This is a genomic window from Myxococcales bacterium, from assembly GCA_016706225.1.
Taxonomy (GTDB): domain Bacteria; phylum Myxococcota_A; class Polyangia; order Polyangiales; family Polyangiaceae; genus JADJKB01.
Map to the genome: position 1 here is coordinate 694,637 of JADJKB010000008.1, position 12,561 is coordinate 707,197.

A 12,561-nucleotide genomic window follows, 5' to 3' on the forward strand; every position below is an offset into this window, starting at 1 on the left:
TCAGCCACGTCCAGTGACTGAGCCGTTTCGCGCACGGCGGCGGCCGAGCGCCGCCAGAGCCAGCGCACCGAGCCAGTAGACGTTCGAGCCGCCGCTGCTCGCCGGGACACGACAGCCGCAGCCACCCTCATCCGCGCCGCTGTCCCCCTTCTTGCCACCGGTCGAGCTACCGCCCGTAGCACTGCCGCCCGTGGCACTGCCGCCCGTAGCGCTGCCGCCCGTGGCACTGCCGCCCGTGGCGCTGCCGCCGCTGCCGCTCGTGCCGCCGACCCCCGAGTCCGTGCCGCCATCAGCCGCGACACACACCGCGCCTTCGCAATTGAATCCCGACGCGCAGTCATTCGCGCTGGAGCACTGCTGCTGGCAGGCACCACCCACGCACTTGTACGGGGAGCACGACTGGGACTGACCGTTCGGAAGCAGAACGGTGAAGGGGTCCGAGCAGGTGGCGGATGTCACCGCGCACTTGCCCTGGGTCGTGTCGCACTTCGCACCCTGGGCACAATCGGTGTCCGACGAGCAGGTGGCGTTGCAGGCGCCACTGCCTGCGTTGTGCATAGGGCAGGCAGTTCTTGGTGGAGGGCAGCGCGCAGAGCCCGACGCCGTCGCACGCGCCTTGCGGTTGAGAGACGTCGCCGGTACACGCTGCGTCCTTGCAGCTCGTTCCCGCGGCGGATACGTGCACGCCGTGGGGTTCGCGCCGTCACAGGCGCCCTTGCACTTGTCGGGCGCAGTACCGAGACACGCCTGGCGCGGCGCACGCGGCTCGCCGGAGACCACCTTGCACTGACCGACACTGCCCACCTCGGCACAGGCCTGGCACTGACCCGCGCAGGGCGAGTCGCAGCACACCGTGTCGACGCAGAAGCCGCTCTTGCAGGTGTTCGCTGCCGAGCAGCCCTTGCCGTTGTCGGATTTGCCGACGCAGACGCCGCCCGCGCAGTAGAAGTCGGTCTGACAGTCCGTGTCGGCGGTGCAGGGGCTCGAGCAAGCGCTGCCCTTGCACACATACGGCGCACACTGCGCGTTGGTCTGGTCGACGCAGACGCCGGAGCCGTTGCAGATCTTGCCCGAGACGGCGCCGTTCGCGCAGGTGGTGGGCCCACAGCTCTTGCCGTTCGCTGCCTTGGCGCACTCCCCGGGGGTTCCGGAACAGGTGGCCTGATCACCGCAAGGATCGCTGGAAACAACGCACCCGTTGCCCGGGTTGGTGCCTTGTTTGGCAGCGTTGCAGGTGCCGCTGTTCGCCGGATTTCCGTCCTGCTTGTTCGCAGCCGCGCACGCCATGCATTTGCCCGTGCAGCCGGTATTGCAGCAGACACCGTCTGCGCAGACACCCAACGCGCACTCGCTGCCGACGTTGCAGGGAAGACCGAGGCCCTTCAACGGCAGGCAGGCGCCGCCGCCGCAGTAATTACCCACCGAGCACTGGCTGTCGGCGCTGCAGTTTGTCGGACAGGCCGCGCCTCCGCCACACTTGTACGCGCCACACTGGCCTGGCGCACCCGCACCGAGCACGGTGCACACGCCGGCCGCCGAGCAGACATCACATCCACCACTGCACGCGGTGTCGCAGCAGTATCCATCGGCGCAGAAGCCGCTGACGCAGTCGCCCGCGGCGAGGCAGCCTTGACCCGCCTTCTTCTTGCAAGTGCCAACGGCATCGCAACTGTTGACGCCGCCGCAGTTGTTGTCGTCCTGACTGCTGACCACGGTAGTGCAGGTGCCCGCGGCGTTGGCACACGACCGACACGGCGCGGTGCAGCTGTCCGCGCAGCACGTACCGTCGACACAGTTGCCGCTGGCGCAGTCCGTCCCGAGGCTGCAAGTCTGCCCGTTATTTTTCTTGCAGTCCCCGGCGGCGCTGCAGGTGTTGACACCGTTGCAGTTGTTGTCGTCCTGATTCGTGACCAGGGTCGTGCAGGCGCCGCTGGCGTTGGCACACGAGCGGCACGCTGTTGGGCAGGTGTTGGCGCAGCAGGTCGCGTCGACGCAGTTGCCCACCGCGCACTGGCTTGCAAGGCTGCAGGTCTGCCCTTCGTTCAGCTTGCACACGCCCGCCGCGTCGCACCGATTGGCCCCGCTGCAGCCACTGGGATCCGGTGCGTCTTTGATTACGTTGCATTGCCCGGGCCCCGTGCCGGAGGCCACGTCGCAAGACTGGCAGCTCGGGCAACTCGAGACTTCACAGCAGACGCTGTCGACGCAGTAACCCGTGTCGCAGTCGGCGGCGCTGGTGCAGCCCCCTCCCCGCGCGTGGTACTCCCAGGTTTCCTGCTTCGGGCTTCCTCCATCGTACCCCCCGTACCGAACCACCCGGCCGCGACTGCTGTCGAAGGCCATGCCTGGCGAAACGTGCCCATTCAGGGCCACATCGACCTTGCTCCAGACCGTTCCGTCCCACTCCCAAGTCTCACCGAGAGTGCCGCCGCTGTCGACGCCGTTCAGAACCACCTTCTTGCGACGGCTGTCGTACGCCATCCCGAAATCGACGCGGGCCGTCGGTTTGGTCGTGTCGGCAACACAGCCGACACAGGCCTGTGACCAGGTTTCGCTCGTGGCATCCCAGAGCCAGGTCTCCGACGACTTGACACCCAGGAGGCTGCCACCGAAGAGCACCGTCTTGTTCCGGGCGGCGTCGTACACCATGGCATGCCCCGCGCGGGCCGAGGGTTGGCTGGTTCCCGTGACACAAGCCGTGCACTTCTTCGTCCACGTTGTCCCGTTCCACACCCAGGTGTCACCCATCTGGCCGGAGCCGTCCTGCCCGCCGAAGAGCACGGTGCCGTAGCCGGCGTGGTACGCCATGGCGTGGAAGGCTCGATCCGCGGGTCGAAGGGGGGCGACTGTCGCCGAGCACGCAGCGCACTGTACCGCCCACGTGCTGCCGTCCCAGAGCCAGGTATCCCCCATGAAGCTGAAAGTGTTCGGGGCGCCGCCGAACATCAGCACGCCTTTTGTGGCGCTGTCATGAAACGCGAGCGCATGGTCGGAGCGATCTAGCGGTCCGCAGGTACCGGTCGCGCACTTTTGGGTCCAGCTCGTTCCGTTCCATTCGTCGGTGCCACTGCGTTTCACCGCCCCACCGATGGCACCTCCGAAGAGCACCGTTACGTTTCGGCCCGCCCGACTGTCGAACGCCAGCGGGCTTCTATCGATGGAACCGCCGGCACCACCGGGCGGCGTGGCGGCGACCTGCAGCCAGACGAAACTCTCGATGGCCGGATCTAGCAAGATCGGGAACTCGAGCCCATTCGTGTCGAGCTCGACGCTGAGCTCCTCACCTCGCAGGGCGAGCGTAGCGTCGCGTCGCTTCCCGGTGCGATCCAGGGCAAACGCCGGGGGGATGCCCATCACCGCTCGCCCCGTGTCGTCCCGGAACGTGATGCCTTCCGAGGCAGTCTGGCGAACCTCGGCCAGCGCAGCACCCCGCGCCACCGTCCACACGAAGCGGCGCGGCGCGCTCTCGTCGCGCAAGAGCAGGAACTGTTCGACGCGTCGAGCCGTCGCCGCGACCACCAAGTCGGTGGACGGATAAGCGTCAGGATAGGACAAGTGCCCGTCGCTCTCGGTGCCGACCGAACTCGAGTTGGCCCCCACTGCCCGGATCTGGAGGCGATGCTCCGCATCCCGCTGAACGCCGACGTCCAGCACACCGTCCGCGCTCGGGGCGAGGCGCGCCGCGAGGGAAGCTTGGCCGGCGGCCCGCCAGCCGATGGAGGTGAAGGCATCTCCATCGCGCGACCATCCGCCCGAGTTCGGGACCAACAACCGCGCGAGCGCCGGGTCCGTCCGCGCGAGCTGCCTCGATGAGGTCAACGCAGTCTGAGCTGCCGCGCCAGCGTCCGGGACCACGCCGGGATCTGGCCGGTCAGTCGATCCGCAAGCGAGCGCGGTAGCGGCGCACAGCACAACCGCCACCGCGCGCCCAAGCCCAAGAGCCATTCCGCTTCGCATTGAAAGCCTCCGCAATTCAACCCCGGGGCAGTCTATCGCCGGACCGGGGATTGGAACAATGACAAACGCGCGACGCCATTGACAACCAGGCCGCACCCGGAGTGCAGTCCTCGCCGCGGAAGGGGAGAGATGATGAACCACCTCGTCAAAGTGCCAGATCGCTACAAACCGTTGCTCGAACGCATCTTCACTGACTACGCGGAGGCTGTCCGGGCCATCGAGGCCGAAACGCACGGGAGCGTTTGCCTCGAGCTCGAGGTCGAGCGCGGTGAGAAGTTATGCTGGCACTACGCCACCCAGGGTGACTCGAGCATCCGCGAGGGCGCGCCGGGCGAGAAGGACCCGGTGCTGCTTCACATCAGCGTGCACGCGGAGCGCCTCTACGCCGCGATGGCATCCGACAAGTCGATTCGCGACGTGGCTTTTGCGTCGGGTGTGCAGGTACGCGGGGACATCGACTTCGCGTTCCGTGTGCTCGCCCGGGCCGAGCAGGTCCGCGCCCATCTCACCAGGAAGGAGTGCTGAGCCATGGCCCAAGTAGAAGATCTCGTGCAGGAGGTCGTCGTTGCCGGCGGCTTCGCCTGTTTCTGGGTGGGACCAACCCGCTCGAACGCGCAGCTCTTTGCCATCGGCCTCAACGGCACGGTGCCGGAGGCGTCGAACAATGGCGCGGCCGTGTCGCTCGTGCTCACAGCGGAGCTCTGCCGCCTCAAGGTGAAGGTGTCGACGGACGACGCGAGCAACCGAGTCACCAAGATCGTGTGCAAGCAGTCTTCGGTGGACCTCAGCGCGGTGGGCGACCAGTACCCCTACGCCTTGAAGGGGGCGATGGGCGACTACGCACCCCGCATCCACAATCACAACGACCTGTATTCACTGCTCGGCCACGACCACGACGGCAGGTACTCGCCAGTGGGCCACAACCACGATGGCAGTTATTCACCGATCACCCACAACCACGACGGCAGCTACGCTCCCCTGACGCACAACCACGACCACAACGCGCTGACGAACCGTCTGCCCAAGGAGCACACCCTGGCCGTCGAGACCAAGCTGATCCGCGCGGTTCCAATCGGCGGGCCGCTCCAGGAGCTGTTGCTCACCGAGCCGGAGTTCGCAGCGCTGAGTGCCGAGCTCGGTGCTTCGCCGCTGGCGGCGTACACCGCTCGGAACGGCATCACTTCCCTCTCGGCGATGGTGGTGGAATTCGGGACCATCACTCATGTGCTCGGCGCGATCTTGGTGCGTGACACGGCAGCCGTCGATCTGCGGTGGACGCTTCGGCTCTTCAACACGGCGACGGAGGCCCCCTACACGCGCCCCTCGCCGAGCTCGTCGGAGATGGTCCACCTCTTCGTCAGGACGCACCTCAACGCGGTGTGACCACCTGACAACCTGCAGCGTCCGCGGGCGCCTCGCTCGGCGCGCACATCAACCCGCACGGCGACGTCGAGCGAAAAGCCCAAGGGCGGCAAGTGCAAATGCTGTCAGCCCGCCGCTCGTTCGGGCCGGGACGCTGCAGCCACATCCGCCGCTATCACCCGAGTCGCTGCCCGAGCCCGCCTTTCCGCCGCTCGCGACGACTCCGCCACTTGCAACGCCTCCGCCGACCCCGGGACTGCCGCCCGCCGCCGCATCGACCTCGGCAACACAGACGGGGGGTTGGCAGCTGTAGCCCGGCGCACAATCGCTCTCCTTCACGCATTGCTGCTGGCACTTGCCAGCGTTGCAGACGTAAGGCGCACACGACTCGCTCTGGCCGTTCGGCAGCTGCACCGTCGTCGGGTCCTTGCACGTCGCGAAGGCGATGGCGCACTTTCCCGTCGTGGTGTCACACTGGCCGCCCGCTGCGCAGTCGCCGTCGCTGCTACAGGACTTACGACAGACTCCACTGGTCGCGTCGCAGCCATACGGCGTGCACGGTGAGGTGCTCCCCGCGGCGCAGGTGCCGGTGCCGTCACAGGTCGAGGCGCTGGTCGAGACGTCGCCCGTGCAGCTCGCGGCGCTGCACGCGGTAGCGGTCCCAGGATAACTACACTTGTCACCGCCTCCGTTGCAGGTGCCCTTGCACGAGTCGCTGCCGGCGCAGTCGGGCCGCGGGGCGACCGGCGTCCCGAGCGTGAAGGAACAGGTCCCAACCTTGCCGGCGACGTTACATGCCTGGCACTGACCGGAGCAATTCGTGTCGCAGCAGACGCCATCGGTGCAGTTGCCGTTCTCGCACTCCGCCTTGTCACCGCACGGGTCGCCGTTCTTGCGCTTGGGTTTGCAGACGCCGCTCTCACACCGATTCGGGGGTTGGCAGTCGCCGTCGCTCGCGCAAGGAAACGCGCAGGCGCCGCCCTTGCACGCATAGGGTGCACAGGGAATACCAGCCGGCGAGGTCTCGAAATAGCAGACGCCTCCGCCCGAACAGATCGCGCCCTTGGAGCTCTGGATCACGCAGGTGTTGCCGGCGCCGGCGTCGGTCGTGCAGGCCACTCCCTGGGAAATGAGCGCGCAGGCGCCCTTGCCATCACAGGCCCCGCTCTCACCACAGCCACCCGTCACGTCGGGGGTGCACTGGTCGTGCGGGTCGAGGCCCTCGAGCGCGGGACCGCAGGTGCCGTTCAGCGCGAGGGCCTGTTTCTTTGCCGCTGCGCAGGCCTGGCACACGCCCGTGCACGCGGTGGTGCAGCACACGGAGTCGACGCAGAACCCGGAATCACACTCGGTTCCGGCAGTGCAACTGTCGCCCGTGGCCTTGAGCGCGGCGGAGGTCCTCGAGAGAGGCACCCTCCCGCCGTCGGCGTCCGAGCAGCCCGAAGCCGTCAACACGAGGGAGAACAAGGCGGCCGGGCAGCGCGGTCGATGCATCATGGGGCTCTGGTCATGGTGCCACGACCGCGTCCGCTGATGCCATCGCCCGCGCGACGTCTGTCCGGACCGCCGGCCGCAGGTTCTCACACAGTGTGCCCGTTCTGAACGCCGCGGGGGGGGCCTGTCGACCGGACGCTGGGCTTGACACGACTGCCCGGGCGCTCGCCCTCGCGCCGGCCGCGTGGACTCCCCGTCGATCCCGGCGTAGATCTGGTCTTCGGATGAGCCAAGAACTGCTGGGTGTGGGGCAGATCTTCGCCGGGCGCTACCGGATCGAGCGGTTTCTCGCCGAGGGTGGCTTCGGCGCGGTTTACGTCGCGGAGCAGCTGGCGACCGAAGCGCACGTTGCGGTCAAGGTGTTGTGGCCGCATGTGCTCCAGGCCAAGGACGCCGTCGAGAAGTTCGAGCAAGAGGCGCGCATCGCCGGGCGCGTGAACAGTGAACACATCGTGCGGGTCGTCGACGCAGGCTTCGACGAGACGACCCAGATGCCGTTCCTGGTCATGGAGCTGTTGATCGGCGAAGACCTCGGGCGCTTGGTGCAAACGCACGGGCCGCTGCCGCCGGACACCGTGGTCGAGTTCCTGCGTCAGACCGCCTCGGCGCTGGACCGCGCCCATGCCTACACCGATCGCGACGGTGTCGTGCGCCCGATCGTGCATCGCGATCTCAAGCCGGAGAACCTGTTCGTCGCACGCCGCGACAACGGCGACTCCGTGATCAAGGTGCTCGATTTCGGCATCGCGAAGGTGCTGGGAGCAACCTCCAATGTCTCACAGGAGGTCAAGGGCACGCCGCTGTACATGGCCTTCGAGCAAGCGGGGGTCGGGAGCATCACGCCGCGCACGGACGTGTGGGCGCTCGGCCTGATCGCTTTCTTTCTGCTCACGGGCCAGAGTTACTGGCGAGCAGCCCACAACCCGGACGCTTCGCTGACCCAGCTGTTCGGAGAGGTCCTGTCGCTACCCATCGTCCGCGCGAACGAGCGCCTCGTCGAGCTCGGCCTTCCGCCCAGCCTGCCACCGGCGTTCGACCAGTGGTTCTTCGGCTGCGTCAACCGCGACGTGAACCAGCGCTTCGCGACGGCGGGCGCGGCGATCGCCTCACTGGCCGAGGTGTTCGGCATCGTGCCCGCGGGGTCGCGCTCGGCCCCGAGCTTTGCTGTGCCCGCGGCGGCGTTCGCCCCGGCTTCGCAAGCCAACCCGGCGGTGGTCGCCATCACTGGCGACGGCCCCACCCGCGAGGTCAACACCCTGCTGTCCGCTCGCCCCGCCGGCGCCGCCACCGAGACCTCCTTGGCGGTATCGGGCAGCCTCGCCACGCCCGCCGCTCGAAGCAGTCCGCTACTGCCCATCTTGGCAGTCGTCGGCGTGGTGCTCGTCGGCGGAGGCGTCGCAGCGGGAGTGGTCCTCACGCGCGCGCACGCCAGCACCGCAGCGCCTCCAGCGTCGAGTGCCCCAACTGAAGTCACGTTGCCCCCAACGACGGCGACCGAGTCGAGTTCGGCGGCAGTGGTGGAGGTCGCACCGAGCGCCCCGCCCCCCACAGGCAGCAGCAGACCCGCGGAGCCTACGACCACCAAGCCGACCGCGCCCAGCGCGAAGACCAGCGCATCGAACAAGACACCGGAGCCGCCTCCTCCTTCCACTCCCGCCCCCAAGCCCTCCGGCACCAAGCCGACCAAGGATCCCAGTCCGTATGGAGAACGCTAGTCCCTTGCTGAAGTGGTCAGCCCGTCTCACCACCGCCGTACTCATTTCGATTCCCGGTCTCGCGTTCGCACAAGGCAACGTCTCCGTCGCCGAGGGGCTATTTCGCGATGGGCGCGAGCTGATGGACAAGGGCGACTACGCCGCCGCGTGTCCCAAGCTCAGGGAGAGCCAGCGCCTCGACCCGTCGCCCGGCACGCTGCTCAACCTGGCCGCTTGCGAGGAAAAACAGGGAAAGACCGCGAGCGCCTGGGCCAGCTACCTGGCGGCGGCCCGGCTGGCCCGCACTCAGAACCGCACGAACATCGCGGAAGAGGCGAAACAACGCGCGGCCGAGCTCGAACCCAAGGTGTCTTACTTGAAGATAGTGCTGAGCGAGCGCGTCCCAGGGATCCAGGTGAAGATCGACGACGTCAGCCTCGAGTCGGCCGCGTTGGGCTCGAAGATCCCCGTCGACCCCGGTGAGCGCACCGTGAGCATCGGCGCGCCGGGGCACAAGACGCTCGAGATGAAGATCAAGATCGGCACGGATCACGATTCGCAGACCGTCAACGTGCCGAAGCTCGAGCCGGGCGAGAGCGGCGCTTCGCCATCCGAACCAACGAAGCCCGCGACGAAACCCGCGCCCGGGGCGTCACCGGTGCTCAACGAGCGAGACGCGGCAGGTCCGCCGATCGTTGCGTACGTGGTGGGTGGCGTAGGTGTGGTCGCCCTCGGTGTTGGGACCGCGTTCGCGTTCATGGCCAAGAGCGCCTACGACGACGCGGAGGGCAAGTGCCCAACCAAGACTGGTTGTGGGAAGGACGCGGTCGATCTTCGCGACAAGGCCGAGACGCGCGCCAACATCGCCAACATCGGCGTCGGCCTGGGCATCGTGGGCATCGGCGTCGGCGCGGTGCTGCTCTTGACCCACTCGCCCGGCAAGCGGGAGAGACCGCCAGCCAGTGCCGGGTTCCACTCGCTTCGCGTGAGCCCGTTCGCGTCGGGAACGTCCGCGGGTGTCGCAATCAGCGGGGTGACGTTCTGATGCGCCGGCGAGCCAGCACGTTCAGTCTACTGTTCATCGTGGTCGCTGCGGTCGGATGTCAGAAGGTCTGGGGCTTCGAAGATTTCGAGGAGGGTGCGGCTACGGGCGGAGCAGGTGGAGGCGGGACCGGCGGCGCCACCGGTGGAAGCGGCGGGACGGCCGGAGCGACCGGGGGAAGCGCCGGCGCGGCACCGTGTACGGACGGCAGCGCACCTGCCGGCATGCTCGGTGTGCACACCCAAGCTGGCACTTGTGTGTGGATCGATCCGAAGGAAGTGACGCGCACCGAATATGACACCTTCAGGCTTGCCGCGGTGGTTCCGACCGGAGTCTGCGGCTGGAACACGAGCCTCGACGCGCCAGAGAAGAAACAGACCACCACTCCTTGCCTGGGACCGGGCGAGACGAGCGACGCAGGCGCCGGAGCGGACGCAGCGTCACTCCCCGGCGACGAGCCGGTGACCTGCATCGATTGGTGCGACGCATTCTCGTTCTGCGCCGCCGCCGGCAAGACACTGTGTCCGGGCACGTTCAACCAGCCGAAGGCCGGAGCGTGGTACGACGTCTGCTCGTCCAACGGGAAGAACGACTACCCCTACGCTGGGAGCTACCAGTCGAACTACTGCAACGACAGCTCCGTGGCGGCAAAGAGCCTCGTCTCCACGGGTAGCAAGACCGAGTGCAAGACGCCGAGCGGAGCCTTCGACATGGTCGGCAACGCAAGCGAATGGCTCGATGCATGTACTGGCACGACCCAGTCCGACAGCTGCGACACGCGGGGTGGGAGCTACAACGACAATTCCGGTCTCGCCACCTGCGCTGGCTCTGTGGGTGTCAAGAAGGAGACTGGCCTGCCGACCCTCGGCTTCCGCTGCTGCTGGCTGCCGAAGTGAGCTTGCTCCACGAGAAGCAAGCGTTCCCCGTGCCTTTGCTGGTTCTGTTCGCCGTTCCCGTCGCCGGTGTGTCCGGAACGCCTCTGGAGTTTGGTGCGAAGGAGAGGACTTGAACCTCCACCCCATTTCTGGGACTGGAACCTGAATCCAGCGCGTCTGCCAGTTCCGCCACCTTCGCGGGTGCTCTGTGGGGCAATGCGGGGTTTGTCGGGCCCGTGCCTTCGGAGGGCCGGGTAGATAGCCCAGCCCGGGGGCGTTCCGCAAGGGCTCGGATCGCCCCCCAGTTTCGATCGGTTCTTCCCAGGCCGCGGGGATCGTCCACCGTCGGCTCGTAGTGGCGGTCCGAGCCGAGGCGGGGGAAGGGGTTGCCAGCCGCACAGGGCGCACGCGCCTCGCCTCGCCGATGCGCTTCTGCAGCATGCCGATGAGCCTCTGCCTGGTGCGTCCCCTTCGAGTCATGATTCGCTCCTCTCTCCTCGCTCGCGTTCGTGCCCACGACGCTGCCGCTGCCGAGACCACGAGCACGTGCCGGCACACCCTTTGTGGGGGTGTGCCCGGACCGTCTCAGGGTGTGAGCGCGGCGATGGCGGCGCGAAGCAGGGGTTCGACCCGAGGCTCGACCCCGCGCAGTCGCACCTGCTCGACAGCGTGCCGTGCCTGGGCCCGCTTGAACCCCGAGAGCACCAGCGCCGAGCGCACCTTCTCGAACACCTCGAGCTCGGGCGCGACGGCAGGTGCTGGCGCTGGCGCGAGTGCCGGCTTCGCGGGCGTGCTGTTCTCCTTGCGGCGAGCGCGAGCCCCCGCGATCTCGTTCTGGATGTGCTCGTCGCCGAACACCTGTCGCGCTCGGTATGAGTTGTGAGCCGAGCAGAGCAGGCAGCAGTTGTCCACGGTCGTCGGCCCGCCCTTCGCGAAGGGAACGATGTGCTCGATGGTCAGGAAACGGGTCTCTGAACATCGCCGCCCCTCAGCATCGCGGAAGGTGCACCGGTCAGCGTCCCGCTCCCGGACGGCGCGCTGGACATCGACGGGCACGTGCCGCGAGCCCGGCTTCGTCTCGCGACGCTTGCGCGGCTTGCCCGCGCCCGAGCGACGCTTGGTCTCGACGGCGATGAGCTCGTCGATGGCCCGCTCGATGATGGCGGCGAGATCCCCGCCCGGCTCGGCGTGGCTGAGCAGGTCTCGAGCGCGCTCGAGCTTGTCCCTGAGCGCCGCGCTGGCCGTGAACTCCACGCGGAAGCTCGTCGCCGAGAGCGGCTCGACCCGAGGCCGGGCGCTCGCCGAAGCGCCCGGGGTCGCGCCGCCCTGGGCGACCGGGGCGCCGGGCCCCGTGTCACCTTGCTCGAGCATGGTGCGTCCCCCCAACGGCGTGATGCTCGGGAGCACGTCCGGCTTGGGGAAGCGGCGCGCGAGCAGCGCCTCGATTTGGCGGCGGCTCTTGCCCCGGGCCTCGCTGAGCAGCGCGCTCACGTTTTCGTCCGTGAGGTGGGGCGCGAGCAGCCAGAGGCCGGTCAGGTGGAGCGCGCCGGCCTTGAGGTCGGCCATCGCCTCGGGAAACCGAAGGCAAGCCCGGGCGACGGCGATGCGCGTCTGCGCCTCGTTTTCGGAGTACCCGAGCCGCTCCGTGCAGTACGCGAACATCGAGGAGCAGGCTTGACCGAGATACAACTTCCGCCGCTCGACCTCGCCGAGGTAGGCGATGACCCGGGCGACGGCGCGGCGCTCGGCGCGGCGGGCCTCCGGCAAGTGAGCGATGAGCTCGTCATCGGTGAGAGCAGTGAGCGAGAGGGGCGCGCGCATATCTCCGCATACCACGCGATTTTTCGCCCTCACCGCTGCCACCAGGCGCGACGCTCACGACGTGGAACGCTTCGAACGTCACCGCAACGCGCGAAGCGCGCACAGCGCTCATCCTCGTGGCAGCGCGCGATGGTTTTCTCGTGACTCGTCGGAAGCGCGCGCTGCGCGCCCGGAAACCCGTCAAGAAGAATGTGAATCGAATCGTCGCGCGACCGCTCTTTTCACGCGCGCGCTTCGCCACGGCGCAGAGCTCGGAACCACGCCTCTCACACCCCTCGAACAAAGAGGGGTGCACGGATTGCCCTCGGTGGTCTTG

At 67.9% G+C, this 12,561-nt stretch carries 8 protein-coding genes and 1 tRNA gene; 5 read left to right on the plus strand and 4 right to left on the minus strand.

What is annotated here, in order from left to right; genetic code table 11:
* Positions 1–3,819 (minus strand): hypothetical protein, encoded by a 3,819-nt coding sequence (locus tag IPI67_17010; protein MBK7581895.1) that lies wholly within the window; start codon positions 3,817–3,819, stop codon positions 1–3.
* Between the two features lie 270 nt (positions 3,820–4,089).
* On the opposite strand from IPI67_17010, the gene IPI67_17015 reads away from it, so the two are divergent.
* Together IPI67_17015 and IPI67_17020 are read left to right on the plus strand one after the other, a co-directional pair.
* Positions 4,090–4,482 (plus strand): hypothetical protein, encoded by a 393-nt coding sequence (locus IPI67_17015; protein ID MBK7581896.1) that lies wholly within the window; start codon positions 4,090–4,092, stop codon positions 4,480–4,482.
* Positions 4,483–4,485: 3 nt separating this feature from the next.
* Positions 4,486–5,340, plus strand: coding sequence for a hypothetical protein (locus IPI67_17020; GenBank protein ID MBK7581897.1), 855 nt, complete (start codon positions 4,486–4,488; stop codon positions 5,338–5,340).
* A gap of 48 nt (positions 5,341–5,388) precedes the next feature.
* Here IPI67_17020 and IPI67_17025 read toward each other — a convergent pair whose 3' ends face one another.
* Positions 5,389–6,816: a hypothetical protein gene (locus tag IPI67_17025; protein MBK7581898.1), complete on the minus strand. Its 1,428-nt coding sequence runs from the start codon at positions 6,814–6,816 to the stop codon at positions 5,389–5,391.
* Positions 6,817–7,037: 221 nt separating this feature from the next.
* On the opposite strand from IPI67_17025, the gene IPI67_17030 reads away from it, so the two are divergent.
* Genes IPI67_17030 through IPI67_17040 form a run of 3 tightly spaced genes read left to right on the plus strand, consistent with a single transcriptional unit; the run spans position 7,038 to position 10,445 of the window.
* Positions 7,038–8,528, plus strand: coding sequence for a protein kinase (locus tag IPI67_17030; protein MBK7581899.1), 1,491 nt, complete (start codon positions 7,038–7,040; stop codon positions 8,526–8,528).
* 4 nt (positions 8,529–8,532) lie between these two features.
* A complete protein-coding gene (locus IPI67_17035) occupies positions 8,533–9,552 on the plus strand; it encodes a hypothetical protein (protein ID MBK7581900.1) in 1,020 nt (339 codons plus the stop codon).
* A complete protein-coding gene (locus tag IPI67_17040) occupies positions 9,552–10,445 on the plus strand; it encodes an SUMF1/EgtB/PvdO family nonheme iron enzyme (protein ID MBK7581901.1) in 894 nt (297 codons plus the stop codon). The genes IPI67_17035 and IPI67_17040 overlap by 1 nt, the downstream gene beginning before the upstream one ends.
* 91 nt (positions 10,446–10,536) lie before the next feature.
* Here IPI67_17040 and IPI67_17045 read toward each other — a convergent pair.
* Positions 10,537–10,623: transfer RNA gene (locus IPI67_17045), tRNA-Leu, on the minus strand.
* A gap of 386 nt (positions 10,624–11,009) precedes the next feature.
* Positions 11,010–12,245 (minus strand): HNH endonuclease, encoded by a 1,236-nt coding sequence (locus IPI67_17050; protein ID MBK7581902.1) that lies wholly within the window; start codon positions 12,243–12,245, stop codon positions 11,010–11,012.
* Between the last annotated feature and the right edge of the window lie 316 nt (positions 12,246–12,561).